25 protein-coding genes and 1 tRNA gene are annotated in these 25,860 nt (G+C 68.2%); 14 read left to right on the forward strand and 12 right to left on the reverse strand.

Features of this window, described 5'->3' with window-relative positions:
* Positions 1-2 precede the first annotated feature (2 nt).
* Together ACSGC5_RS05485 and ACSGC5_RS05490 are read left to right on the forward strand one after the other, a co-directional pair.
* Positions 3-575: a peptidylprolyl isomerase gene (locus ACSGC5_RS05485; RefSeq protein WP_434969593.1), complete on the forward strand. Its 573-nt coding sequence runs from the start codon at positions 3-5 to the stop codon at positions 573-575.
* An 18-nt stretch (positions 576-593) separates the two neighbouring features.
* Positions 594-1,457, forward strand: a complete 864-nt coding sequence (locus ACSGC5_RS05490; RefSeq protein WP_434969594.1) for a rhomboid family intramembrane serine protease — start codon at positions 594-596, stop codon at positions 1,455-1,457.
* A 73-nt stretch (positions 1,458-1,530) separates the two neighbouring features.
* Here ACSGC5_RS05490 and ACSGC5_RS05495 read toward each other — a convergent pair whose 3' ends face one another.
* A complete protein-coding gene (locus ACSGC5_RS05495; RefSeq protein WP_434969595.1) occupies positions 1,531-1,770 on the reverse strand; it encodes a cell division protein CrgA in 240 nt (79 codons plus the stop codon).
* 229 nt (positions 1,771-1,999) lie between these two features.
* On the opposite strand from ACSGC5_RS05495, the gene ACSGC5_RS05500 reads away from it, so the two are divergent.
* The 3 genes from ACSGC5_RS05500 to ACSGC5_RS05510 are packed head-to-tail and all read left to right on the forward strand — an operon-like array spanning position 2,000 to position 3,545.
* Positions 2,000-2,731 (forward strand): class E sortase, encoded by a 732-nt coding sequence (locus ACSGC5_RS05500; protein WP_434969596.1) that lies wholly within the window; start codon positions 2,000-2,002, stop codon positions 2,729-2,731.
* Positions 2,731-2,886, forward strand: coding sequence for a hypothetical protein (locus tag ACSGC5_RS05505; protein ID WP_434969597.1), 156 nt, complete (start codon positions 2,731-2,733; stop codon positions 2,884-2,886). Before ACSGC5_RS05500 ends, ACSGC5_RS05505 begins: the two co-directional genes overlap by 1 nt.
* Entirely contained in the window at positions 2,883-3,545 is a 663-nt protein-coding gene (locus tag ACSGC5_RS05510; RefSeq protein WP_434969598.1) for an anthranilate synthase component II, read from the forward strand. Before ACSGC5_RS05505 ends, ACSGC5_RS05510 begins: the two co-directional genes overlap by 4 nt.
* A gap of 14 nt (positions 3,546-3,559) precedes the next feature.
* On the opposite strand, the gene pknB is transcribed toward ACSGC5_RS05510, so the two are convergent.
* The 7 genes from pknB to ACSGC5_RS05545 are packed head-to-tail and all read right to left on the reverse strand — an operon-like array spanning position 3,560 to position 12,398.
* Positions 3,560-5,260, reverse strand: coding sequence for a Stk1 family PASTA domain-containing Ser/Thr kinase (gene pknB, locus ACSGC5_RS05515; RefSeq protein ID WP_434969599.1), 1,701 nt, complete (start codon positions 5,258-5,260; stop codon positions 3,560-3,562).
* Positions 5,261-5,320: 60 nt separating this feature from the next.
* Entirely contained in the window at positions 5,321-7,024 is a 1,704-nt protein-coding gene (locus tag ACSGC5_RS05520) for a serine/threonine protein kinase (RefSeq protein WP_434969600.1), read from the reverse strand.
* A complete protein-coding gene (locus tag ACSGC5_RS05525) occupies positions 7,021-8,475 on the reverse strand; it encodes a penicillin-binding transpeptidase domain-containing protein (RefSeq protein WP_434969601.1) in 1,455 nt (484 codons plus the stop codon). The genes ACSGC5_RS05520 and ACSGC5_RS05525 overlap by 4 nt, the downstream gene beginning before the upstream one ends.
* Positions 8,476-8,491: 16 nt before the next feature.
* A complete protein-coding gene (locus ACSGC5_RS05530) occupies positions 8,492-9,898 on the reverse strand; it encodes an FtsW/RodA/SpoVE family cell cycle protein (protein WP_434969602.1) in 1,407 nt (468 codons plus the stop codon).
* The gene (locus ACSGC5_RS05535; protein WP_434969603.1) at positions 9,891-11,132 is read right to left on the reverse strand and encodes a PP2C family protein-serine/threonine phosphatase; all 1,242 of its coding nucleotides are present in this window, start codon (positions 11,130-11,132) and stop codon (positions 9,891-9,893) included. The genes ACSGC5_RS05530 and ACSGC5_RS05535 overlap by 8 nt, the downstream gene beginning before the upstream one ends.
* Positions 11,133-11,145: 13 nt before the next feature.
* Positions 11,146-11,664, reverse strand: a complete 519-nt coding sequence (locus ACSGC5_RS05540; RefSeq protein WP_434969604.1) for an FHA domain-containing protein FhaB/FipA — start codon at positions 11,662-11,664, stop codon at positions 11,146-11,148.
* Positions 11,661-12,398 (reverse strand): FhaA domain-containing protein, encoded by a 738-nt coding sequence (locus ACSGC5_RS05545; protein WP_434969605.1) that lies wholly within the window; start codon positions 12,396-12,398, stop codon positions 11,661-11,663. The genes ACSGC5_RS05540 and ACSGC5_RS05545 overlap by 4 nt, the downstream gene beginning before the upstream one ends.
* A gap of 152 nt (positions 12,399-12,550) precedes the next feature.
* On the opposite strand from ACSGC5_RS05545, the gene ACSGC5_RS05550 reads away from it, so the two are divergent.
* Together ACSGC5_RS05550 and ACSGC5_RS05555 are read left to right on the forward strand one after the other, a co-directional pair.
* A tRNA-Leu gene (locus ACSGC5_RS05550) sits at positions 12,551-12,634 on the forward strand.
* A 56-nt stretch (positions 12,635-12,690) separates the two neighbouring features.
* Positions 12,691-13,263: a hypothetical protein gene (locus ACSGC5_RS05555; RefSeq protein WP_434969606.1), complete on the forward strand. Its 573-nt coding sequence runs from the start codon at positions 12,691-12,693 to the stop codon at positions 13,261-13,263.
* A 163-nt stretch (positions 13,264-13,426) separates the two neighbouring features.
* On the opposite strand, the gene ACSGC5_RS05560 is transcribed toward ACSGC5_RS05555, so the two are convergent.
* The 4 genes from ACSGC5_RS05560 to ACSGC5_RS05575 form a co-directional block, all read right to left on the reverse strand.
* Positions 13,427-15,511 (reverse strand): bifunctional lysylphosphatidylglycerol flippase/synthetase MprF, encoded by a 2,085-nt coding sequence (locus ACSGC5_RS05560; RefSeq protein WP_434969607.1) that lies wholly within the window; start codon positions 15,509-15,511, stop codon positions 13,427-13,429.
* Between the two features lie 23 nt (positions 15,512-15,534).
* Positions 15,535-16,206 carry an HAD hydrolase-like protein gene (locus ACSGC5_RS05565; protein ID WP_434969608.1) on the reverse strand — a complete coding sequence of 224 codons (672 nt, stop codon included), beginning with the start codon at positions 16,204-16,206 and terminating at the stop codon, positions 15,535-15,537.
* 40 nt (positions 16,207-16,246) lie between these two features.
* On the reverse strand, positions 16,247-16,942 hold the full coding sequence (gene nucS / locus ACSGC5_RS05570) for an endonuclease NucS (RefSeq protein ID WP_434969610.1): 696 nt from the start codon (positions 16,940-16,942) through the stop codon (positions 16,247-16,249).
* 208 nt (positions 16,943-17,150) lie between these two features.
* Positions 17,151-18,413, reverse strand: coding sequence for an MFS transporter (locus tag ACSGC5_RS05575; RefSeq protein WP_434969611.1), 1,263 nt, complete (start codon positions 18,411-18,413; stop codon positions 17,151-17,153).
* Between the two features lie 80 nt (positions 18,414-18,493).
* Here ACSGC5_RS05575 and ACSGC5_RS05580 point away from each other — a divergent pair, with 80 nt between their 5' ends.
* The 7 genes from ACSGC5_RS05580 (at position 18,494) to mnhG (ending at position 25,858) form a co-directional block, all read left to right on the forward strand.
* A complete protein-coding gene (locus tag ACSGC5_RS05580; RefSeq protein WP_434969612.1) occupies positions 18,494-19,624 on the forward strand; it encodes a LacI family DNA-binding transcriptional regulator in 1,131 nt (376 codons plus the stop codon).
* Between the two features lie 68 nt (positions 19,625-19,692).
* Positions 19,693-22,602 (forward strand): Na+/H+ antiporter subunit A, encoded by a 2,910-nt coding sequence (locus ACSGC5_RS05585; protein WP_434969613.1) that lies wholly within the window; start codon positions 19,693-19,695, stop codon positions 22,600-22,602.
* Positions 22,599-23,060, forward strand: a complete 462-nt coding sequence (locus tag ACSGC5_RS05590; protein WP_434969614.1) for a Na(+)/H(+) antiporter subunit C — start codon at positions 22,599-22,601, stop codon at positions 23,058-23,060. Before ACSGC5_RS05585 ends, ACSGC5_RS05590 begins: the two co-directional genes overlap by 4 nt.
* Positions 23,057-24,631, forward strand: coding sequence for a Na+/H+ antiporter subunit D (locus tag ACSGC5_RS05595; protein ID WP_434969615.1), 1,575 nt, complete (start codon positions 23,057-23,059; stop codon positions 24,629-24,631). Before ACSGC5_RS05590 ends, ACSGC5_RS05595 begins: the two co-directional genes overlap by 4 nt.
* A complete protein-coding gene (locus ACSGC5_RS05600) occupies positions 24,628-25,203 on the forward strand; it encodes a Na+/H+ antiporter subunit E (protein WP_434969616.1) in 576 nt (191 codons plus the stop codon). Before ACSGC5_RS05595 ends, ACSGC5_RS05600 begins: the two co-directional genes overlap by 4 nt.
* Positions 25,200-25,475: a monovalent cation/H+ antiporter complex subunit F gene (locus tag ACSGC5_RS05605; protein ID WP_434969617.1), complete on the forward strand. Its 276-nt coding sequence runs from the start codon at positions 25,200-25,202 to the stop codon at positions 25,473-25,475. Before ACSGC5_RS05600 ends, ACSGC5_RS05605 begins: the two co-directional genes overlap by 4 nt.
* On the forward strand, positions 25,472-25,858 hold the full coding sequence (mnhG, locus tag ACSGC5_RS05610) for a monovalent cation/H(+) antiporter subunit G (protein WP_434969618.1): 387 nt from the start codon (positions 25,472-25,474) through the stop codon (positions 25,856-25,858). Before ACSGC5_RS05605 ends, mnhG begins: the two co-directional genes overlap by 4 nt.
* Positions 25,859-25,860 lie beyond the last annotated feature (2 nt).

Consider the following 25,860-nt stretch of genomic DNA (forward strand, 5'->3'; position numbering starts at 1 on the left):
CCATGCCACAGCACACCGCGGTCGCCACGATCCACACCAACCACGGCGACATCGTCGTCAATCTGTTCGGAGACCAGGCTCCGCGCACCGTCCAGAACTTCGTTGGCCTGGCCGACGGTAGCCGCGAATGGACGCATCCGGGAACCGGGCAGCCCGGAGAGGGCGCCCTCTACACCGACGTGATCTTCCACCGCATCATCGAAGGCTTCATGATCCAGGGCGGCGACCCGCTGGGGGTCGGCACCGGCGGGCCCGGCTACACCTTCAACGACGAGATCAGCCCTGAGCTCACCTTCACCGAGCCCTACAAGCTCGCCATGGCCAACGCAGGGCTGCGCCGCAACGCGATCACCGGTCAGCCCGAGGGCACCAACGGATCGCAGTTCTTCATCACGGTTCCCGGTCAGGGTGGCCGCGGACCCGAATGGCTCCAGGGCAAGCACACGATCTTCGGCGAGGTGGCGGATGACGAGTCCCGCCGCGTCGTCGACGCGATCAGCGCTGTCGCGACCGGGCCCGGCGACCGCCCGATCGAGCCCGTCGTCATCTCGTCGATCGACGTCGTCTCGGTCTGACGGGAGACGGCGCCAGCCGTGACGACGTCCGACCAGTTCCGCAGCAACCGGGACAACTTCTGCTACCGGCATCCGGACCGGCAGAGTTTCGTGCTGTGCCAGCGGTGCCTGCGCACGATCTGCCCGGAATGCCAGACGCAGGCTGCGGTCGGGGTCATCTGCCCGGAGTGCCTGCGGGAGCAGCGAGCGACCCAGACGAGCGCCCAGAAGAAGGCCGAGCGGCGCTGGTCGCGCGCGCCCGCGGCCGTCGGGACGCAGCGCCCGACGGCAACGTACGTCATCATCGCGATCACGGCGGCGGTCTTCGTACTCCAGCTCCTCGTACCCGCGATTGACCGGCTGTTCGCCTTCAACAGCGTCTTCGTCATCCCATCGATCGCCTTCGAGCCATGGCGGCTCCTGACCGCGGTATTCCTGCACTCGAGCTTCTTCCACATCGGGTTGAACATGCTCGCGCTCTGGTTGATCGGCAGGTCACTGGAGCCGCTCCTCGGACACGGCCGGTTCGTCGCGCTCTACCTGTTGTCAGGCCTGGGCGGATCCGTCGGTGTCGCTCTGCTGGCACCCGGAGTCACGGTCGTCGGCGCCTCGGGCGCCGTCTTCGGACTCCTCGGTGCCCTCTTGGTGATCGGCCGGCACATCGGAGCGAACATCACCGGCATCCTGATCATCCTCGGGATCAACCTCGCCATCGGGTTCATCCCCGGCTACAACATCGCGTGGCAGGCGCACCTCGGCGGTTTGGTCGTGGGCGCGCTCATCGGGCTCGTCTTCGCCCGGACTCGCACGAGGGCTCGGCAGCCGTTGCAGATCGGACTGCTCGTCGCCATCGGTATCGGGCTGTTGGCGCTGCTCGCGATCCCTGCCGCGTTCTACGTCTGATTCATCCACAGATTCATCCACACCTGGGGATGAATCACAGTCATGTAATTCCGATGCACCGGGCTCGCGGGTGTCAACGCCAGCGCGTTGTCATGAGGAAACCGACGAAGGCGATGCCGAAGCCGATCACGAGGTTCCAGGCGTCGATCCCGGGAATCGGGAACTGCATCCCGCTGATGTAGAAGACGAGAACCCAGACCAGGCCGAGCAGCATGAGCCCGATCATCACCGGCTTGAACCAGACAGGGTTCGGTGCGGACTCAGCGCTGCTGCTCTCGACGATCGGTTCGTCGTCGTTGCTCGGGCGTGCCATGCGTCAAGTCTAACTGCCAGGGCTCGTGCAGCAGGAGACGAATAGAATCGCGCGTAGGACGGATGGCGGGGGCGGTCGCAGGCTTCCCGGGAGGTCGCGGTCGCACAGGGCAGCTGCGCACCTCGACCATCATCACGACGCAGAGACGAGGGGAAAGCCTGTGAGCGACGCGGAGCAGACGCCGCACCCGACGCGACGGTCGCGTCGGACGCGGCGATCGCGTCGCCGGGTGAGCGTGCTCGGCATCATCGGTGAGCTGCTCATCACCGTCGGAGTGATCGCGTTCCTCTACGTGGGGTGGCAGCTGTGGCTTGGAGACGTGATCCAGGCTGCGCAGAAGGATGCCGCCGGCAGTGAGCTCTCCGAGCAGTGGGCTGATGCGTTCGAGACCGCGCCACCCGCGCCCGAGACGTCTGAGTCGCCTGATCCGACGGCGTCGGCCGACGCCGCCGCAGCGGTGCCGGTTCTGGCGCAGCCGGGCGATGCGGAGGAGTTCGCCGTGCTACGCGTTCCCCGCTGGGGTGCGGACTACAGCAAACCCATCGCGGGAGGCGTATCACGATCGCGCACCCTCGATCCGATCGGTGTCGGCCATTATCCGAACACCCAGATGCCCGGCGAGATCGGCAACTTCGCCGTCGCGGGCCACCGGACGACCTACGGAAAGCCTTTCGCCGACATCGAGACGCTGCGCATCGGTGATGCCATCGTCGTCGAGACACCGGGCGGGTGGTACACCTACCGGTTCCGCACGCTGGAGTACGTCCGTCCCACGGAGACGACGGTTCTGGCGCCGGTGCCGCAACTGGATGTCGCCGCAGGCGACGCCTACATCACGATGACCAGCTGCAGCCCGCGATGGAGCATGGCCGAGCGGATCGTCGCGTACGGTGTGTTCGAGTCCTTCACGCCCCGCACGGACGGGCCGCCCGCATCCCTCACGGAAGGAACGACAGCCTGATGTATGCCGCCCTGTGGCGCGTGTTGCCGGGACCGTGGTGGGTCAGGGTAGCGATCTTGACCGTGATGGCCGCCGCGGTGCTGTATGGCCTCGTCTTCTACGTCTTCCCCTGGATCAGCGAGCTGACCACCCCGCAGGACGCGACTGTCGGGTGACAGAGCGAGATCCCCTGGTCGACCGCATCCTGGTGGTCGACAATCACGACAGTTTCGTCCACACGCTCGTGGGATACCTGCACGAGCTGGGAGCGGACACCGAGATGGTCGAGGCCGATCAGATCGACCCGGATGCCGTGCCGCAGCTGGTCGGCAGCTATCGCGGCATCCTCGTCTCGCCGGGGCCGGGCCGCCCCGCCGACACGACCGCTTCGCAGGTGGTCGTGCGCGAAGCGGTGTACCGTCGCGTTCCCCTGCTGGGGGTCTGCCTCGGGCACCAGGTCATCGCGGAGGCGCTGGGTGCGCGAGTGACGGTCGCGCCGGAGCTCTATCACGGGGTCACGTCGCCGGTCGTGCACGACGGGTCGATGCTCTTTGCCGGGATCCCCGCGCCGTTCATCGCCAACCGGTATCACTCGCTCTCGGTGGAACCCGAGACTCTCCCGGACACGCTGGTGGTCACCGCACGCACCGACAGCGGCATCGTGATGGGTATCGCCCACCGGGAAGCTCCACTGTGGGGCGTTCAGTTCCATCCCGAGAGCGTGCTCACCGAGGGCGGCTACCGCCTCCTCGCGAACTGGCTGGAGCGGGTCGGGGTCCCCGGCGCCGTCGAGCGCTCTCACGCCCTCCGGCCCCACCTCGACACCGGCGCCTGAGGCGAACCTGAGGCTCAGCCCGAGCAGTACGTCAGCGTGATGGTCGAACGGACGGGCACTTCACCCGGGGCGAGGGACTGCGCGATGACGATCGGCGGATTCGTCGCCGGGCACGACGAGTCCTCCTGCGTTTCCACCGTCAGCTGGGTATCGGGAGCTTCGAGTTCTCGCGTCGCCGCCTCGACCGTGTAGCCGGTCACATCGTTGATCAGGACCCGTCCCGTGGCCACGACGAGGTCAACGGCGCTGCCGACCGCGACGTCTTCACCGGATGCGGGGTCTGCCGCGATGACGGTGCCAGCCGCAAGGCTCGGGTCGTTGCGCGAGGTGACCGTACCCACTTGGAGACCGGCTTGTGCGAGGGCCTGCGTCGCCGCCTCCTGGGTGAGACCCGCGAGAGTCGGCACGGTCGACAATTCTTGGCCGGTCGACACGTATACGGTGATCTCCTGGTTCACCGATACCGAGACATCCGTCTCAGGGTCGGTGCGGATGACGTTGCCTTCGGCGACCTCGGTGCTGGCCTCTTCCGCGCGGACCGGGACCAGGTCCTGCGCGAGGAGCTCCTCGGCGGCGCGTTCGTAGGTCATGCCGGTGACATCGGGGACGATGCGGGAGTTGCTGGGGACGGTGTCGCTGCCGCGCGGGATCGTCAGCACCCAGAAGAGCACCGAGATGAGCAGCACCGCCAGGATCGCGACGCCCGCCCACACCCACGCGACGGGAGGGCCCGACTGTGTGCGGCGCATCGTCGTGTCGGTCGACAGCTGTCGAAGCGACCGCGCGGTCTCGGCGGCCTGCCGCGGGTTGGGGCCATACAGTTCGCTCGTGAGTGTGCCCAGCTGCCGCCGCGAGGGCGCCTTTCCGGTCAACGCATGCGTCAGCGCTGCACGGAACGACGCGGCGTCCTGGTAGCGCTGGAACGGATCCTTCGCCAGCGCGCGGAGCACGACGGCATCGAGGGCCCGCGGGATCTCCTCGTTGATCTCCGACGGAGTGAGCGGGGTTTCGCTGACGTGCTGGTAGGCGACCGCCACCGGCGACTCGCCCCGGAACGGGGCACGCCCGGTCAGCATCTCGTACAGCACCACCCCGGTGGAGTAGAGGTCGGCACGGGCGTCGACGGGTTCGCCCTTGGCCTGCTCGGGGGAGAAGTAGGCGGCGGTGCCGAGGATCGCGGTTGTCTCGGCGACCGTCGACGACGAGTCGGAGACGGCGCGGGCGATGCCGAAGTCCATGACCTTGATCTGGTCGTTCTCGGTGACCATGACATTGCCGGGCTTGATGTCGCGGTGGACGACGCCCGCGCGGTGCGAGTACTCGAGCGCCTCCAGGATGCCGTCGGCGTACGCAACCGCACGCTCGGCATCCAGAGGGCCGCTCTCGATCAGCTCCTTCAGCAGCCGTCCCTTGACGAGCTCCATGACGATGTACGGCACGGGCTGCGTGGTGCCGTCGGGAAGAGTCTCGGCCTCCTCACCGGCGTCGAAGACCCGCACGATGGTCGGATGCGACATCCGTGACGCCGCCTGAGCCTCCAGGCGGAAGCGGGTGCGGAAGCCGGCGTCCCGCGCCAGCTCGGGTTCGAGGATCTTGATGGCGACCTCGCGACCGAGCGTCAGATCGTAGCCGCGGTAGACCGCGGCCATGCCTCCGCGGCCGATCGGTTCATCGATCCGGTAGCGCCCCGAGAGCACGCGAGAATCGCCGGTCACACTGCCCTCCCTGACTGAGCCAGTCTTCTCAGACTAGTCGAGTGCCGTCGCCGTCCCTTCTCAGGGAGTGGGCGACGGACTGCTCGCGGGCTGGATCTGAACCTGCATCTGCGGGGATGCGTCGGACCGCCGTTGCTCGGTTCCACTGCACAGGGCGGTGTACGAGGCTGTGAGTGTCTGCCCGGCGGCGTTCGCGATCAGGATCGCCTCGTCGCGGTCGTTCGGGGGGAAGTCCCGCTGCGAGGTGCCGTCGACGGTGAACACCGCGTTCTGGAGCGTCACGGTGTATCCGCTGAGGGTTCCCGTACCGGTCGGGCACGTGAAGCTGTCCCACGTGAGCGTGACGGTCGACCCGGCTTCGGCGGGAGCCCCGCCCTGGATCGCCGGCGGGTTGCTGGGCCCACCGATCGGGGTGACCTGTCCATAGCAGGAGACGGTGAGCGAAGTCGTCGGTTCGATGTTGCCCGTGGGGTTGACGCGCCATACGACGCCGACCTGCGAGTCATCCGGAGCCGGGGTGTCGGTGTTGGTCACGACCTCGAGCACTCCGGCGCTCTTGGCCGTCTGCACGGCCTGGTCGCATTGCATGCCGACCAGGTTCAGGGCGTCGATGTCGATGCGCGTCGCGCTCGGGGACGGCGTGGGCGTCGATGCGCTCGGGGACGGCGTCGCGGACGAGCTCGTGGGCGCCGGCGCCGGTTGCTGGTTCGCAAGCAGCGCCCAGATCGTGCCGCCCAGAACCAGGACGAGCAGGATGATCAGCGCAACCAGGGGCCACGTCCACGGGCTCCGCTTGCGCGGTGCCGCAGCCTCCTCGCCGGGCTCGGGCGCCGGCATGATCCGCGTCTCGGCGGCCGTCGCGGTCGACGTCAGCAATGCGGTCGCGTCGTCGGTGGCGACAGCGCCGGCCGCGATCGCGGGAATCGCTGCCGCGGCGGCGGCGACATCACCACGGCGAAGCGCGGTCGCGGCCCGGGCGACGGCAGCCGCTGTCGCGGGCCGGTCCTCGGGCTTCTTCGCGATCATCGCCATGACGAGGTTCTGTACGGGAACGGCCACGGTCGGCGGCAGCGGCGGGGGCTGCTCGTTGATCTGGGCCATCGCGATCGCGACCTGCGACTCGCCCGTGAACGGACGCTTCCCGGCAAGGCACTCGTAGGCGACGATGCCGAGCGAATAGATGTCGGTCGCGGGTGAGGCGGGGTGCCCGGACGCCTGCTCGGGTGACAGGTACTGCACCGTGCCCATGACCTGCCCGGTGGCCGTCAGGGGCACCTGGTCGGCGATGCGCGCGATCCCGAAGTCGGTGATCTTGACGCGACCGTCGGGGGTGATCAGGAGGTTTCCCGGCTTGATGTCGCGGTGGACGAGGCCTGCCGCGTGGGCCGCCTGCAGAGCCGCCGAGGTCTGCGCGATGATGTCGAGAGTCTTGTCCGTGGACAGCGAGCCGTCGCGCTCGAGAATCGTCGAGAGGGCTTCCCCGGGGACGAGTTCCATAACGAGGAAGGCGCTGCCGTTCTCCTCGCCGTAGTCGAAGACGCTCGCGATGCCCTCGTGGTTGACGAGGGCGGCATGGCGCGCCTCGGCGCGGAAGCGCTCGAGGAATCCGGGGTCGCCCATGTACTCGTCTTTGAGGATCTTGATCGCGACCGTCCGCCCGATGACGTGGTCGGTGGCTTCCCAGACCTCGCCCATGCCGCCGATCGCGATTCGCGAATCCAGCTCGTAACGGCCGCCGAAGGTCACACCCTGCGTCGGTCTCATCTGCTTAGCACCGCCTCCATGACCTTCTTCGCGATCGGGGACGCGATGAGGTCCCCGTATCCCGACTGACCCATTCCGCCACCGTTCTCCACGACCACAGCCACTGCCACCTCGGGATCCTCGGCGGGCGCGAACCCGGTGAACCAGAGGGTGTACGGCGCGTCGGGTCCGTTCTCCGCCGTACCCGTCTTACCGGCCACGTCGACGCCCTCTATTCTTGCATTCGAGGCGGCGCCGTTTTCGACATTCGCGACCATCATGGACACCATCTCCTCGTTCAGTTCGGGGCTCAACGCCTCGCCGAATACCGTGCTCTCGAACGTTTGCTGCACCGACAGGTCGGGGCCGATCACCTGATCGACCATCCGCGGGTTCATGACGACTCCGCCATTGGCGATTCCGGCCGAGACCATCGCCATCTGCAGGGGGGTCGCCGTCACTTGTCCCTGGCCGAAACCGGTCAGCGCGGTCTGCGGCGCGTCGAGCCCGCGCGGGTAGACCGAGGGGATGGACTCGAGCGGGATGCTGAACGACAGGTTGAAGCCGAACTTCTCGGCCTGCTGCCGGATCGCCTCGTCGCCCAGCTGCACCGCGAGCTGCGCCATCGGGATGTTGCAGCTGAGTCGGAGCGCATCAGCGATCGACACCGTCTCGCCGGGACCGCACGTGCCCCCGCTCGCGTTGCGGATCGTGTTGGATGACTGCGGCAGCTGCCAGATCGCGGGGTTGGGGATCTGCGACTCGGGCGTGTACTGGCCCGAGGCGAGCGCGGCGGCAACGACAACGACTTTGAACGTCGAGCCGGGAGGGTTGAGGTCCCCCGCAATGGCGCGGTTGTAGAGCGGGTTGGCAGGATCCGCGAGCAGTGCCGCATAGTCCGCCTCGACCTGCGCCGTGTCGTGCGAGACCAGCAGGTTCGTGTCGTAGCTCGGGCTCGTGACCATCGCGAGGACACGACCGGTGTCGGGCTCGATCGCGATCACGGCGCCCTCGAGATCTCCGAGCGCGTCATACGCGGCGCGCTGGACGGCGGCATCCAGCGACAGCACGACGTTCGACCCGCGCGGCGGCTGCCCCGTCAGAATTTGCTCGATGCGCGAGAGGAACTGGGAGCTCGCGGTGCCGCTGAGCTCGTCGTTCATCGCCCGTTCGATGCCCGTCGCCTCCCCGACGACGGGGATGACGCCGGTCACCGGGGCCCACATGTCGGGATCGACGTAAACCCGCTGCCAGCTGAAGACATCGTTCGACGGCACGGATGAGGCGATTGCCGACCCGCTCGCGATGATCGATCCTCGTTGTACCTCGTACGAGTCGTAGAGAGCCCGCGTGTTGCGGGGGTAGTCGGCCAGGTCAGCGGACTGGATGCCCTGGATCCAGGTCGTCGAGGCAAACAGTGTCAGGAACATCAGGAGCATCAGGATGCTCAGCCGGCGCAGCTCTTTGGTCATAGCGACATCACCGCCCTCATCCGATCACCGCGCGGGGACGGCTGCGTACGGCATCCGAGATGCGCAGCAGCAGCGCCACGATGAGCCAGTTGGCAACGAGCGACGAGCCACCCGCCGCGAGGAAGGGGGTCGTGAGCCCGGTCACGGGGATCACCCGCGTGACGCCGCCGACCATGATGAACACCTGCAGAGCGATCGTGAAGGCCAGTCCGGTCGCAAGGAGCTTCCCGAAGTCGTCCTGTCCGGCAACGCCGATGCGGATGCCGCGCGCGACGAACACCATGTACAGCAGCAGGATCGCGAAGACGCCGGCAAGACCGAGCTCCTCACCCAAGCTCGGCAGGATGTAGTCGCTCTGCGACAGCGGCGTGATGTAGGGCCGGCCCTGCCCGAGACCGGTGCCGATGAGGCCGCCGTGGGCGAGACCGTAGATCCCCTGTACGAGTTGGAAGCTGCCGCCGGTGGCTTCGATGCGTTCCGGGTTGAACGGGTCGAGCCAGTTCGCGAACCGTCCGCCGACGTAGGGCAGGATGCGTGAGGCGAAGAAGGCCCCGATGCCGGCAAGGACCAGACCGATCACGACCCAGGACGTCTTTCCCGTCGCGACGTAGAGCATCGCGACGAACATCCCGAACAGCAGCAGACCGGTGCCGAGGTCTCGCTGGAGCACGATGATGCCGAGCGAGATCAGCCACAGCACGAGGAGCGGGCCCAGTTCGCGCGCCCGCGGCCAGGTCATGCCGAGAAAGCGCGTGCCCACCGAACTCAGGCTTTCGCGCGTGCGCACGAGGTACCCGGCGAAGAAGATCGCCAGCGAGATCTTCGCGAGCTCTCCCGGCTGGAACGAGAAGATCCCCAGCGACACCCAGACGTCCGCGTTCGCGTCAGTTCCGAGGCCCGGGATGATCGGGAGCAGGAGCAGCGCGATTCCCGCGAACCCGAAGATGTAGGTGTAGCGGAACAACACGCGGTAGTTGCGCAGCGCGATCACCACCGCGAGGCATCCGAGGATGGCGATGCCCGCCCACGCGAGCTGGCGAACGGATGCCGCATCCCAGCCCTCGCTACCGATCACCAGGTCGATGCGGTAGATCATCGCGATCCCGAGCCCCGTGAGCAGGGTCGCGATCGGTACGACGAACGGGTCGGCATCCCGGGCCCAGACCCGAAGGGCGATGTTGACGGCGAGCACCGTCGTGAACAGACCTCCGAAGGCGATGAGGTAGCCGGGCGCGATCTGCCCCATCACCCCGAGCTGGACGAGCACGAGCGCGCCGAGGGAGAGCACGAAGGCGAACAGCAGAAGGCCGAGCTCGCGGTTGCGCTGGCGCTGCGGTGTCCGCAGTCGCTTCAATGCACGCACCACGGCGGTGTCGGCGGCGATCTCGGAAGCCGGTTCGCGCGTGAGGGCAGGGTCAGCCACCGGGCACCTCCGCTCGTGCTTCGATCCTGTCGACGATCGCTCGGGCATCCGCGAGGGAGCGCGCCGAGATCGTACGCTCGACGGTCGCGCGATCGAAGGACTGCAGGTCGGCCAGCAGGATGCCGGTGTCCTCGTAGGGCGTCGACAGCGAGATCGGTCCGATGCTCTGCTGGATGCCGCGGTAGATGACCACCGTCTCGTCGTCGGCTCCGACGAAGAATCTGGTCTGGGTCCACTGATAGGCGCCGAAGAGCGCGACCGCGATCATGGCCAGGACGAGCACGAAGCCCGCGATCCACGCGACTCGGCGGCGGCGGGAGCGGCGCCGGTCCTCTTCGATGAGTTCCTCGAGGAACTCGGCGGCCGGCTCGAAGTGCGTCGGCTCGTTGGCTGCCTGGCGGGCGGGGTGCAGCCAACTCGTGCGCGAGCTGCGCGCTGCCGGGACGTCGATACCTTCGGGGTTGGAGGCCGAGCCGACAACGGTGGGGGTGCCGGAGAAGACCGGATGCCGCCCGCCCACGTCGACCAGCACGATCGTGACGTTGTCAGGAGCCCCGGCGTCCAGTGCCAGCTTCAGCAGGGCATCCGCCGTGCGGGCGGGAGCCAGGTCCGCCCCGAGGGTCTTTGCCGTCTGCGTGTCGGGAACGACACCGCACAGACCGTCCGAGCACAGGAGCCAGCGGTCGCCGGGCTGGGTCGGCATGACGAACGTGTCGATCTCGGGGTTCGGTGACATGTCCCCGAGGACGCGCATCAACACGGAGCGCCGAGGGTGGTAGCGCGCCTCTTCGGGGGTGATGCGTCCCGAATCGACCAGACGCTGCACGAACGTGTGGTCTGTCGTGATCTGAGTGAGCGCACCGTCACGGTACAGGTACACCCGGGAGTCGCCGATGTGCGCGATCACGGCGTAGTCGTCGACCATCGCCAGGGCGCTCACGGTGGTGCCCATGCCCGCGAGCTCCGGCCGCGCCGCGACGGTGTCGATCAGCGCGGCGGCGGTGTCGGTGATCGCGTCGCCGAGGGCGCGCTCGGCTGCCGCGGGGGAGTCGAACGGGCGGTCGAGGTCGGACAGCTGCGCGATCGCGATACTCGAGGCGACGTCACCGCCGGCGTGGCCGCCCATCCCATCGGCGACGACGAACAGATTCGATCCCGCATATCCGGAATCCTGATTGTTCGAGCGCACCTTGCCGGTGTGCGAGAGTGCCGCGCTGGAGCCTTCGAAGACCATGACGTCGGGGCCGTTACTTCCGCAACTCGAAGGTCGTTGCGCCCACCTTGATGGGGGCGCCGACCTTCACTTCGACGGGCGTCGTCACTCTCGCCCCGTCATGCCAGGTGCCGTTGGTCGAATCCAGGTCCTGGAGCATCCATTGGTCGCCCCACAACAGGAGTCGTGCATGGTGGCTCGAGGTGTAGTCGTCGCGGATCACCAGACCCGACTCGCTGGACCGGCCGATTGTGAGCGGCTCGGTCCCCAGCGGCAGCTCGAGACCCGCCTTGGGGCCGCTCGTGATGACGATGCGCGAGACGGTCGCCGTCGTTGCGGCACCGCCGGTCGGGCCGGAGGGTGCCGGAGGCGCGGAGGGCGCAACGGGAGCCGTCTCGCGGGCCGCGGGTTTCACCGGCTCGGCCGGTTGCGGCATCCGTCGCACGCGCACGCCGAACACGTCGGCGCGCAGCGAGTAGACGACGGCGAACACGAAGAACCACAGCACCAGGAGGAACCCGATCTGCAGCAGCAGGAGTGTCAGTTCGCTCACGCGCGGCCGCCCCCGTCGAACATGTCGAAGGCGCGGGTGGCATCGGATGCGGCGGGCCGCGCGGGAGCCGATGCCTGGGCGACCACGCGGAAGACCATGTCGGTGCGGCCGATCGTGATCGTGGAATCCGGCGGCAGCGGCGACTCACTGACCTTGCGCCCGTTCAGCAGTGTGCCGTTGGTCGAACCGAGGTCCCGCACCATCGCGCGCTCGCCGTCCCAGAGAACCTCGACGTGACGGCGGCTCGTGCCGGCATCGGCCAGCGTGATGTCCGCGTCGCTGCCGCGGCCGATCACGGTGCGTGCCTTCACGAGCGGATGCCGCTGGCCGCCGATGTCCAGAACGCCGCGCCACGACACCGACCCCTGAGCGGTCGACGAGTCGACCTGCAGGGTTCCCGTCGACAGGGCCTCGTCGCGGCGGATCGTCACCGAGATGGGGCCGGCGAAGGTGTACCCCTGGGAGCGAGCGTGCTTCGCGACCAATTCGGCCAGCTCGTCGACGAGGGGCTGGCCGATCGCCTGCATCCGATCGTCGTCGGAGGGGGCGAGCCGCACCGCGAACGTATTGGGGGCGAGGATCCGGTCCCGGGCCACGACGGCGGCCTTCTTGTCGAGCTCGCTGCGCAGCGCGGAAGCGATCTCGACGGGCTGGATCCCGCTACGGAAGGTCTTCGCGAACGCGCCGTTCACGGCACGTTCGAGCCCCTTCTCGAAGCTGTCAAGTAGTCCCACGGATCTCCTCAGGCAGGCAGAGCGGTGCGTCCATGCTAGTTGGAGACCCTGAGCGGGCCATGGACGACCTGGCGGTGAAGCGGGATACCGGGTTCGACACGCCAATCCGCCGTGATATCCTCGGGAAGTTGATCCGCGGTCCGCCGCGGTTCGCGCGAGTGGCGGAATAGGCAGACGCGCTGGCTTCAGGTGCCAGTGCCCGAAAGGGCGTGGGGGTTCAACTCCCCCCTCGCGCACAGGAGAGAAGGTCCCGAGAGGGGCCTTCTTTTCGTCCCACCCGACTAGAGGCTCCATGAGACCAACGCCTGCCGCGGCCCTGGCCGCTCTTGCGATCGTGGGGGTCGCGCTCACCGGCTGCGTCGCCGACCCGGTGCCCGACCCGAGCCCGACGCCCACGACCAGCGAGAGTGCGGAGGCGGCGCCGGGAACCCGCGCCAACCCGCTCGCGGTCGGCCAGACGGTGCCCCTCGCGGACGGATCGGCGTGGTCGGTCGGCGCGGCAGCGGCGACCGAGCGCGGCGAGGGCTACGTCGTGCTGCCTCTGCGCATCCTCATCGACTGGGAGGCGATCCGCGCGCAACTCGCCGCTGCCGGAGAAGACCCCGCGGACGCCGATACCCTGGGCATCGATCCGTGGGCCTCGCTCATCGTTCGCTACATCGGCGCCAGCGGACGCAGCTACGAACTCTTCGAGAGCGCCGCGGCTGACGTGCCGAATCAGTTGTGGGCAGTCGGGACGGTGTACCCACCGGCGGAGGATCTGTCGGCGAACGTTGCAGTCAGCGTTCCCGCCGAGGACGTCGACGGCGGGGTGTGGACCGTGCTGAACACGGGCGGCGACGCGGTCTTCCTCGCGACATCCTGATCGGGCCGTCGATCCGAGCGGATGCAGTACCCCTGCGCCGCGGGTGTCGATAGAGTGTGGCTCGTCGCGCTTCCGGCGCGATCTATCCGGGGGGATCCGTCGACGCCCGGGTCTGGAGCTTGCTCGGCCCGGGTGTTCGATGGTCGGTGCTCGAGGGTCGGGGTCAGCGGCCGCCGCGCAGCAGTTCCCGACCCGAGCCGGCCAGCTGACGCAGCGACGCGTCGGGCAGGAATGCCCGCGTGAGCGCCATCCCGATCCCCGGTAGATCTGCCTCGTCCCGGTACAGCAGGTACAGCGACTCGTACCGCGGATGGAACTTCTCCTTGAAGCGGTGCAACGACCGGAACCCGTAGACCGGCTCCAGCATCTCGGCGAGCTTGTCGGTGATCTCCGCGATCATCCCCGCGTCAGGCGGGTAGTCGTGGGTCAACGGCGCACCCGAGAGGGACAGCATCCGCGCTCCCTCGTCGGCGAAGAACCGTGCCGATGAGCCGATCAGGAACTCCATCACCGGGCCGAAGCCGCCCTCGCGGCGACGCATCAGATCCAGGGTCCAGCCCTCGACGCGACCCTCACCGTACACCGGCAGCCACGACAGGAATCCGTCGACGTCGCCGCTCGGCGAGATCGCGAGGGCGAGCCGCACTTCGGGGTCGCGCGCCTCGTTCAAGGTCCCGAGGGTGAAGCCCATCTCGGGCAGCCCCTTGTCGCCGACCCACATGTCCGAGATCGCGCGCAACTGCTGCTGGATGCCCCACGGCTCATCGGTCAGGCGCGTCATCCGGAACGTCATCTCTTCGCGCCCGGCCCGATTCAGGGACGTCCGCACCGCGGCCCAGCGCTTGCCGGTGAACTCCAGGCCTTCGAGATCCACGATGGTGTCATCGGCGACGATGAGGCTGCGCCATCCGTCGGGCATGACGGCACGGGTCGCCTCGTCCGCCGAGAAGAAGCAGGGGATCAGACCGGCGGTCTCGGCCATCGATACGAACTCGCGCACGGACTCGCCGCGGCTCTCGCGCGGCCCGAGCGGGTCGGCGAGGACCAGGGCGACGCCTGCGCGCCGCTGGTAGGCGACGATGCCCGAGCTCGTGCGCGCGTAGGAGTTGCCGTCCCACGTGGTCATCCACGACAGGGTGCCGCCGCCCGAGGTGTGCAGCATCTCCCGCACCTCGCCCACTGTCGGTGGGGGGCTCATGCCGAGTGTCGCGCGGCGGCGTCCGCGGAACGCACCGCGGACCCACGCGAGATAGACCAGCAGTGCCGCCCACAGCACCGCGGTTGCGACCGTGACCGACGGGTCGCCGTCCCAGACGATATCGCTCGCGGGGAACCCGAACGTGAGGACGACCACGAGGATGCCGAGCACGACGTTGATGCTCGCCAGGATGATCGCGATGACCCAGGCCCAGCGTCGCCCGCGCTGCAGCCCTCGAGCCACCAACAGCAGGATGCCGACGTCGATTGCGGTATCGATCCAGGACCCACCGCCCAGTTCGGTGCGACCGAACGGACCGTCGGTCGGAACGATCGACGTGAGGGTTTCGATCGCCGCCAATCCGAGGACTGCGACGAGCGCGACGAATCGTTGCTCCTGCACACTCACGCGGCGGATACGCAGGGGCCTGGCCACCACGAGAACGAGCAGGATCGCGAACGCGTGTTCGATGTCGGCGAGAGATCCCCAGTAGAGCAGCGCGACGGCGGCGCCACCGATCAGGACCAACCACGCGCGCGAGCGCCACGGAGAGGGGAGCAGGCTCGCCGCCGCGGCCAGGCACGCCATCGTTCCGCCGGAGGGACCGACGTCTAGAGCCAGGGCCTCGCGCTGCGCCCACGGCCACGGCGTGAAGGCGAGCAGCCACACCGCCAGCGCACTCGCGAAGATCGCGAACAGCTGCCCCACGGCGTAGTACGCGAGGGCAACCCGCGTGCCTCGACGCCACTCGAGGTACCCCATCCCGATGAAGCTGGCGATCGTGATGACGTAGACCCACGGATGGACGACGAAGAAGGTTCCGGTCAGGGGCGTCCACCACCGACCGTCGACGAAGGCGGGAAGGCCGTATGCCACGTCGACGAACAGCGGGTTTCCCTTGAAGGAGCGCCACAGTCCCTGCCAAAGGACGCCGACGGCGAGCAGGATGAGGACGAATGCGATGGTCGCCGGCATCCGTGTCAGCACCGAGCGGGCCGCGGCTCCAGGTCCGGAGAATTGGCGCCTCGCTGTCGCCGTGGTGTGGGTCATCGTCGCCCTCCTGCCCTGGCCACTCAGTCTGTCGGACTCAGCAACAATTCACGCAGCGACACGACATCGTCGACCGTCGCCTGCGCGCCCTCGGACTCGTGGGGCCAGCTGAATCCCCAGCGCACGAAGATCACCGGGACGTCATTGACCGCGCCGCCGTCGACATCGTGGTGGCGATCGCCGACGAGGACGGGGCGTGCCGTATCGACACCGGCGGCGCGCAGACGTCGGAGCGCTTCGGCGACGATGTCGGCTTTCGCGCTCAGGGTCCGTTCGTCGGGAGTGGCTCCTGTGATCACCCGAAGGTGCGGAGACAGTGCGAAATGGTCCATCAGGGCGATGACCTGGTTTTCGGGCTTCGAGCTCGCGGTCGCCTGCGGAACCCCGGCGGCGTCGAGGTCTGCGATGAGCTCGCCGATCCCGTTGAACAGGCGCGCGCCGCTGGTGTATCCCTCGGCCTTGCCGAGCGCGCGGTAGTAGGCCACGGCATCCGTCGACTGCTCAGGTGTCATGCCGAGGTTGACCTGGAACGACTCGAACATCGGTGGGCCGATCCAGTGGACGAGTTCCGCGCGGGTCGGAGCGGGGTAGCCGAAGTGCTCGAGCGTCGTCGTCAGTCGACGAAGGATGCCTTCGGACGCGTCGACGACGGTGCCGTCGACGTCCCACAGCACACAGGTCCAGGGTGATCGCATAGGTCCACGCTAGGGGAATCGGGCCGGGTGCCAGTCCCCGCTAGAAGAGGCGCGGCGCGCCGGACTCGATGCCCTTCATGCCCTCGTAGTCGAGGGTGACGCACCGGATGCCGCGATCGGTTGCCAGCACCCGTGCTTGCGGCTTGATCTCCTGGGCGGCGAAGACCCCTGATACCGGTGCCAGGTGCGGGTCGCGGCCCAGCAACTCCAGGTAACGGGTGAGCTGCTCGACGCCGTCGATGTCGCCGCGGCGCTTGACCTCGACGGCGATCGTGCCGCCCTCGGGATTGCGCAGCAGCAGGTCGACGGGGCCGATCGCGGTGGGGTACTCGCGTCGGACGAGGCTGAGCCCGTCGCCGATGACCTCCACCTGCTCGGCGAGGAGCCGCTGCAGGTCGGCCTCGACGCCGTCCTTGACCAGGCCGGGGTCCACGCCGAGGTCGTGGCTGGAGTCGTGAATGACCTCGTAGATGCGAACGAGCAGCGCGTCGCCGGTCTTGGCATGGGTCACCCGCCACTGCTCGATGACGCCGACGTCGGCGGCTTCGGCATCCGGGCTCTCCACGATGAGCGAGCACGGTGGACTCATCCAGTTCAACGGCTTGTATGACCCGCCATCCGAGTGGACGAGCAGCGATCCGTCTCCCTTGTGGACCAGCAGTCTCGTCGCCAGCGCGAGATGCGCGTTCAGCCGTCCGGTGTAGTCGACGGTGCAGCGGGCAATGACAAGACGCACCCGACCACGGTACTTGGTGATCGTCCCCGGATGCCTCGCACGGCCACCGAGATCTGCACAACAGCGGACCTGGGGGCACAGTCGGGGCGTGGCTGCGCGAATCCCCGTGATGGTGCGGAGGCCCGGAGGCCCGGGGTGTGTGGGCGCGAGGCCGCACAGTGACCGGCATCTGCACAACAACAGACGTCTGCGGGCGGGTGGGGCGTGGTTATGCGGATGTCTGCTGCGGCGTGGGTGAGGTGGGCGGGGTGGCGGCGGGCGTGACCAGCGGCTTGGCGGCGCCCGAGGCGAGGCCGGATGCGATGGTGAGCGCCACCAGGATGTAGAGGGTGTTGAGCACGCCGATGTGGACGCTCACGAACCCGAGGATCGGCGGCCCGCACAGGAAGGCGACGTAGCCGATCGTCGCGGCGGCACTCACGCGCGCGGCGGCTTTCGCGGGGTCGTCTGCTGCGGCCGACATCCCGAGCGGGAAGCCCAGGGAGGTGCCGGCGCCCCACAGCGCCGCCCCGACGAAGATGAGCGGCACGCTCGGCGCGAGGATGAACAGCAGCAACCCGGATGCCGCCAGCACCGACAGCACACGCAACGTCGCGACCCGGCCGAATCGATCCACGAGTGGGCCGCCGAAGACCCGCACGACCGTCATGCTCACCGAGAACACCGCCAACCCGATGGCGCCGAGCGCTTCGCTCGCGCCGTGGCCGTCGACCACGCCGAGCGCGAGCCAGTCGTTCGCCCCGCCCTCGGCGAAGGACATCCCCAGCATGATGACGCCGAGCGCGTAGGTGCGCGGCTCCTTCCACGCCGACAGGGCGACGTGGAGGCGCTCGCGCATAGCCGGTTTCGCGGTCGGTGCCGGATCGGCATCCGGGTCCATCGCGATCTCCCTGGCCGGCACGTTCGCCGTCGCCCAGAGGCCGGCCAGGGCAAGGAGTCCGGCGATGATCGCGGTGTGGACGAGGATGTTCATGTCCAGTGCGATCGCGAGCGCGCCGAGGCCGGCGCCGGCGACGGTTCCGAAGCTGAAGAAGGCGTGGAACAGAGGCAGGATCGTCTTGCCGATCGTCTTCTCGATCGCGGCGCCCTCGACGTTCATCATGACGTCGACCGACCCGTTGCCCAGGCCGAACAGCGCGAGCCCCGCGACGACGACCGCGTAGGAGTTCGCGAGATCGGCACCGATTCCCACGAGGACGACGCCGACCGAGAACGTGAGAACCGCGGCGAGCATGCCGCGCCGAGCGCCGAACCGGGCAAGCACGACGGATGCCAGCGACAGGCCGATGATGGATGCCAGCCCCGCGCCCAGGAGCATGAAGCCGATCTGGATGTTGTCGATACCCAGGGTCGATTTGATCGCGGGTACGCGGGCGGCCCAGGTCGCCACGCTCAGGCCGCTGAGGAAGAAGACCGTGAAGATGGCCGTGCGCCAACGGACGATCTGCGCGCGAGAGAGGGTGGTATCCACCGAACAAGGGTATCGAAACGATTCGATTCTCACCACGGCCCCGATGTGACGGATGCGCGACCGAGTACGATCGAGGCACCATGAGCGAGCGCAGGGCAACGATCGCCGACGTTGCGCGTGAGGCGGGTGTCTCGGCATCCACCGCCTCCGTGGTGTTCAGCGGCAATGCCCCCGCGTCCGCGGAGACCAAGCGGCGGGTCCTCGCCGCGGCCGAGGCTCTGGGATACACCGGACCTGACCCACGCGCGGCATCCCTGCGACGGGGACGGTCCGGCATTGTGGGCGTCGTGTTCGAGGGGTCGCTTCGCGCGGCCTTTCGCGACCCGGTGACGATCGCGATGATGGATGGCATCGCCGAGGGCGTGGCTCCCCTCAAGGCCGGGCTGCTGCTGCTTCGGGACGAACAGGCGTCCGTCGTGTCGGCATCCGTCTCGGCTGCAGACCGCGGCGTACCGGAGATGACCACGGATACCGGATCCACCATGACCGCGGCCCCCATCGACGCGGCGGTCCTGGTCGGATTCGGGGATACCCGTAAGGCCGCGCTCGACGTGCTGCGAGCTCGGCGCGTGCCGGTCGTCGTCATCGAGGGGGATGCCGGAGCGGACGTCCCCCGGATCGAACTGGACAACTGCGAGGCGCAGCAGCGGGCGGCGAGCTACCTGCGCGAGCTCGGGCACGAACGGGTGACACTGCTGACTCTCCCGATCCGCCCGGGTCGCGAGCGCGGATGGTTCGGCTCGGGCGATGCGGTCGAAGTCGATGTCACCAAGGCCCGCCTGGCTGGGGCGCGTGCCGTCTATCCCGAGGCGCCCGCCTACGCCGCGGTGACCAGTTCGATCGACGAGGGACTGCTCGCCGGGCGCGAGATCCTTGCCGTCCACGACCGACCGACGGCGGTCATCGCTCAGACCGATCTGCTCGCCGCCGGCGTCATCCGAGCCGCCGAAGAACGCGGGCTGCGGGTTCCCGAGGATCTCAGTGTCACGGGATTCGATGGCGTCGACGTGGATGGACTGGACGCGTACGAGCTGACGACCCTCGTCCAGCCCGCGGTGGAGAAGGGCCGCGCGGCGGGCGCTGCGGTGGTCGCGATGCTGGCAGGGGACGATGTCACATCCGTCACCTTCACGTGCTCCTTCCGGACGGGGACCACGAGCGGGCCGGTCCCGCCCGCCCAGGCCGCCTCGGGGGCAGCGGTCCGCGGATAGGATGAACTCCACACCCTGATCGCCCGATCCCGCAGCATCGACGGGACGACGACCACGAGGAGGCCGACATGCTCCTCGTTCTCGTAGCGTTCACGGCGGCCTCTCTGCTGCTGCCCGTCCTCGTGCGGGCCTGGGGGCCGCGCGCCTTCTTCTTCGCCGCGGCGGTTTCCCTCGCCGCCTTCGTCCACACCGCGGCACAGACGCCCCGGGTGCTCTCCGGCGACATCCCCTTCGAGTCGGTCATGTGGATCGGTCCCCTCGACATCGAACTGTCGATGCGGATGGACACGCTCTCGTGGGTGCTCGCCCTGATCGTCACCGGGGTCGGGGCTCTCGTCCTGCTCTATTGCCGCTGGTACTTCGACGGCAAGGATGCGCTCGGCCAGTTCGCTGCCGTGCTCCTGGCCTTCGCCGGTGCGATGTACGGGCTCGTTCTCACGGACGACGTGGTCGTGCTGGTGATGTTCTGGGAAGTCACGAGCGTCCTGTCGTACCTGCTCATCGGCCACTACAACCGGCGAGCCGCGAGCAGGAGGGCAGCGCTCCAAGCGCTGCTGGTGACGACCCTCGGCGGGCTGGTGATGCTCATCGGCGTCGTTCTGCTGGTCGTGCAGGCGGGCACCTCCAGCCTGTCCGAGATCCTCGCCGACCCTCCGGTGGGCCCGGTCGTCACAGCTGCAGTCGTGCTTCTGCTGGTCGGGGCGCTCAGCAAGTCGGCGATCTTCCCGTTCCACTTCTGGCTTCCCGGGGCGATGGCGGCGCCGACGCCGGTGTCGGCCTACCTGCACGCGGCGGCGATGGTGAAGGCCGGCGTGTACCTGGTCGCCGTGCTTGCCCCGGTCTTCGCCGAGAATCCCGCGTGGCATCCGATCGTGATCGGGCTGGGTGCCTTCACGATGCTTCTGGGCGGATGGCAAGCTCTGCGCGAAACGGACCTGAAGCGCCTCCTCGCCTACGGCACCGTCAGTCAGCTCGGCTTCCTGATGATCGTCCTCGGGTACGGCACGCGAGACGCGGCCCTGGCCGGGCTTGCGCTTCTGCTGAGCCACGCGTTGTTCAAATCCGCACTGTTTCTCATCGTCGGCATCATCGATCACCAGCTGTCGACCCGCGACCTTCGAGAGATCAGCGGGCTGGGGCGACAGGCGCCGGTGCTGGCTGCCGCCGGTATCGTCTCGATCGCGTCCATGGTCGGCATCATCCCCACGATCGGGTTCGTGGCGAAGGAGGGGGCGCTCGCGGCCCTTCTCGACGAGTCTCTCGGCGGTTCCGGATGGGGCATCGTGGCGCTCCTGGGAGTCGTGCTCGGTTCCGCCCTGACCGCCGGCTACGGCATCCGTTTCGTGTGGGGAGCCTTCTGGAGCAAGCCCGGCGTGGCGCGCGCGTCGTGGCCCGCTCCGTCCGCCGGCTTCCTGTTCGCTCCGGTCGTGCTCGCCCTCCTCAGTCTGGCGGGCGGTGTTGCCGCGCCGCTGCTGGATATCGCGTTCGCGCCGTATGCCGACCTTTCGCCGCTTGCCACCCCCGGTGTTCCTGCGCCCGAGCACGCTGCCTATCTGGCGCTGTGGCACGGTTTCGAGCCGGCGCTGTGGATCTCCCTGGGCACGATCGCGCTCGGTATCGTCGCTTTCGTCGTGACCGCCCGTGGCTTCGGGCGGCGACGCGCGCTTCCCTTCACGGCGGTCGACGCCTACAACGCGTCACTGCGCGGCATCGAACGGCTGTCGGTGCTCACGACCACGCTCGTCCAGCGCGGCTCGTTGCCGGTCTACGTCGCGACGATCTTCCTCGTCCTCGTCGCCGGTGAAGGAACCGCGCTCGTGGCGTCATCAGAGTGGCGAGCCCAGTTGGACGCGTTCCACACCCCCGTGCAGCTGGCCGTCGCTCCGGTCATGATCGCTGCGGGAGTCATCGCGGTCCGCGCGCGCAAGCGGTACACGGGTGTCGTTCTGGTCTCGGTGACGGGCCTCGGGATGGTCGTGCTGTTCGCGACGAGCGGCGCGCCCGACCTCGCCCTCACCCAGATCCTCGTCGAGACCGTGACGATGGTCGCGTTCGCGCTCGTGCTGCGTCGCATCCCCGCGCGCCTGGGCGCGCACAACGGCTCGGCGTTCGTGGTGGCCCGGGCGGCGCTGGCGGTCCTCGTGGGAATCGTCATGGCGGGGGTTGCCATCGTCGCGACGGGGGCGCGGGTCGAACTGCCGATTTCGCTCGCCTTCCCCGACCTGGCCTACCAGATCGGGCACGGCAAGAACGTCGTCAACGTCGCGCTCGTCGACCTGCGCGGGTGGGACACGATGGGTGAGCTGTCCGTCGTCGTGCTCGCTGCCACGGGAGTGGCCTCGCTCGTGTTCGTGACGCACCGCTCCGACACGCTGTCGCAGATGACAGCGCCGATCACTCACCGAGGGCTGCGTCGCGGCACGCGGCTGGTCGAGAAGGATGCCGCCGGCGGCGGTACGCGCACCGCGTGGCTCATCGGCGGACAGCGGGTGCGACCCGAGAACCGGTCGATCCTGCTCGAGATCGTGGTGAGGATCCTCTTCCACTCGATCATCATCGTGTCGCTCTACCTGCTCTTTGCCGGGCACAACCTGCCCGGTGGCGGATTCGCGGGTGGGCTGGTGGCCGGGATGGCCCTGGTCATGCGGTATATCGCCGGCGGACGCTATGAGCTCGGCGCCGCCGCGCCGACCGATGCCGGCCGATTCCTCGGCATCGGCATGGGTATCGCGGTCGCGTGCGCTGTGACTCCGCTGGCATTCGGGGCCGAGCCGCTCACGCGTGCGATCTTCGAGGCGGAGGTCCCGGTGCTCGGACACATCGAGTTCGTCACCTCGACCCTCTTCGATGTCGGCGTCTACCTCGTCGTCATCGGCCTCGTCCTGGACGTGCTGCGAAGCCTCGGTGCGGAGGTCGATCGTCAAGCCCATGCGGCGGGGACCGCGGTGGCCGCACGCGAGGAGGTGAGCGGATCGTGAACGTCTCGCTCGTTCTCATCATCATCATGGCCGTGCTGTTCGCCGCGGGGGTCTACGCGATGCTCGAGCGCAGCCTCACTCGCGTTCTCATCGGATTCCTGCTGCTGGGCAACGCCGCGAACCTCCTGCTGCTGATCGTCATGGGTCGTCCAGGCCTCGCGCCGTTCTACGGCGACGGCGAGCCGGCGGCGATGTCGGATCCGCTTCCGCAGGCGCTCATGCTCACGGCGATCGTCATCACCTTCGCGATCTCGGCGTTCCTGCTGGCTCTGATCTACCGCTCCTGGCAGCTCGGCCAGGCCGACACCTTCGACGAGGACGAAGTCGATCTGGCGATCCGTGAGCGCGGCATGCGCACCGACGAGGAGATGGATCAGGAGATCGAACTCGAAGACGACGACGCGACGAGCGACTTCGTCGCCTCCGACGCCGAAGACGATCGGACGGGCAGCTCATGACGGCCCTCGTTCCGCTCCTGGTGACCCTGCCGCTGCTGGGCGCAGCGATCGCGCTCATCGCGGGTCGCCACCGTCGCTTCCAAGTCGGGGTGTCGGTCGTGACCCTCGTCCTGACGCTCGTGATCGCCACGGTGCTGCTGATCGCCGTGGATGCCTCGAACCTGCCGTTCGCGGTCTCGGTGGGTGGATGGCCCGTACCGTTCGGCATCGTTCTCTACGTCGACCGGCTCGCGGCGCTGCTGGTCATGGTCTCGAGCGTTGTGCTGCTGGCCGTGCTGCTGTTCTCGATCGGTCAGGGCGCGGCCGACGGCGACGACGACACGCCGGTGTCGATCTTCCACCCCTCGTACCTCATCCTCGCGGCGGGCATCTTCGTCGCGTTCACCGCGGGGGATCTGTTCAACCTCTATGTGGGCTTCGAGATCCTGCTCGTCGCGTCCTACGTGCTCATCACCCTCGGCAACAGCGAGCAACGCATCCGTGCCGGGATCACCTACATCGTCGTCTCGCTGGTCTCGTCGATCCTGTTCCTGTCGGCGATCGCGATGATCTACGGCGCGACGGGGACGGTGAACATGGTGCAGCTTGCCGACCGCATCGCACAGCTGCCGCAGGAGACGCAGTACGTGCTGCACGTGATGCTGCTGCTCGCGTTCGCGATCAAGGCCGCCATCTTCCCCGTGTCGTTCTGGCTCCCGGACTCCTACCCCACCGCGCCGGCGCCGGTGACCGCGGTGTTCGCTGGGCTGCTGACCAAGGTCGGCGTGTACGCCATCATCCGGACCGAGACGCAGATCTTCCTCGAGAACGACCTCAACACGATTCTGCTCATCGCCGCGCTCGCGACGATGGTCATCGGCATTCTCGGGGCCGTCGCGCAGGCCGAACTCAAGAGGATTCTGTCGTTCACCCTCGTCAGCCATGTCGGGTACATGGTCTTCGGGATCGCGATCGCGACTCCCGCCTCGATCGGCGCGACGATCTACTACATGGTCCACCACATCGTGGTGCAGACCACCCTGTTCCTCTCGGTCGGTCTGGTCGAGCGTCGCGCCGGGAGCACCTCGATCCTGAAGGTCAAGGGGTTGATGCGCGCGGCGCCCGTGATTGCGTTGCTCTACTTCATCCCGGCGGTGAACCTCGGCGGTCTCCCCCCGTTCTCGGGCTTCATCGGAAAGTACGCGCTGTTCGACGCGGCCGCCGCGGTGGGCACACCGCTCATGATGACCCTCATCGTCGCCGGAATCGCGACGAGCCTGCTCACCCTCTACGCGCTGATGCGGGCCTGGAACCTCTCGTTCTGGCGCGAGGAGGACGATTCGGCCGAGACCGAACAGCGGACGGCCTACCTGCAGTCCGCGCCCGCCGCGACGACCACCACGGAACGCCGCGCCATCCCCCGCATCATGACCTCCGCCACGGCGGGGATGGTCGCGGTCAGTGTCGCCTTGACCGTCTTCGCCGGCCCGCTGTACGAAGTGTGCGCGCGCGTGGGCGGGGCGCTGCTCGAGCCGATCACGGTGGTCCAACTCGATGAGTCGGTCGACCTGAGCGGGGAGGTGGAGCAATGACAGATCGCGAACCGACCGCGGTCGGGTTCTTCCCGGGCGTGTGGCGACAACTGCCCGTCCTGCTCTGGCTGACGCTGCTCTGGATGCTGCTGTGGGGGCAGTTCACCCTTCTCGCGTTCCTCACCGGCGTCGTGGCGGCAGTGGTCGTGATGTCGGTGTTCCGGTTGCCGCCGGTCGAGCTTACCGGGCGCGTGAACGTCTGGTACGCGCTCGTGTTCGTCGTCACCTTCCTCCTGGGCCTGGTGCGCGGGTCGCTCACGGTTGCGCTGCAGGTGCTCGACGTTCGGCGTCAACCCGGCGCCGCCGTCATCGCGGTGCCGCTGCGGACCGACGACGACCTGCTGATGGCCCACACCGCCATCACCTGCTCACTGATTCCGGGCTCGCTCGTGATGGATGCCGACCGTGATCGCCGCATCCTGTATCTGCACGTGATCGGCGTCCACAGCGAGGCCGATATCGAGGCCCATCGGCGGGAAACGCTCACGTGGGAGGCGCGGATCACTCGTGCCTTCGGCTCCCGTGAGCAGCTACAGCGGCTTCGCCGCGCACAGGAGGGGGCACGGTCATGACGGCGACGACGATCCTGCTCATCGCGATCTACGCGGCCTTCACTGTCGCCGCTCTCATCACCCTGTGGCGCATCGTGGTCGGTCCGTCGATTCTCGACCGCGCGGTAGCCTCGGATGTCCTCCTGACCGAGGTGATCTGCGTGCTCGGCGCCGACATGGCCATCGGGCACCACACCCGGACCCTGCCGGTGTTGCTGATCATCGCGGCGGTCGGGATCTTCGGGTCGATCGCTATCGCTCGATTCGTCGCCAGAAAGGATGTGACGAAATGACGGATGTCGACATCGCCGCCCTCCTCGACGGCGCCGCGCTCGTGCTCATCCTGCTCGGGGCTCTCCTGTGTGTGACGGCGGCCATCGGCCTGGTGCGCTTCCGCGACGTCCCCAGCCGCCTCCACGCCGCGACCAAACCGCAGGTGCTCGGCGTCATCCTGATCTGCGGGGCGATCGCCCTCTCGCTGCGCAGCTGGGCGGTGGTCGCCTTCCTCGTGCCCATCGTGCTGATCCAGCTCGCCGCGTCGCCGCTGGCAGCGCAGATGGTGGGTCGCCAGGCGTACCGCAACCGCACGATGAACCGCGACGACCTCGCCGTGGACGAGCTCGCCGACGCCGAGATCGAGACCTCGCGCCCCGAGACCGGAGCCGACCCGGGCTGAAC

It is taken from the genome of Microbacterium sp. bgisy207 (genome assembly GCF_965345035.1).
Lineage (GTDB): Bacteria > Actinomycetota > Actinomycetes > Actinomycetales > Microbacteriaceae > Microbacterium.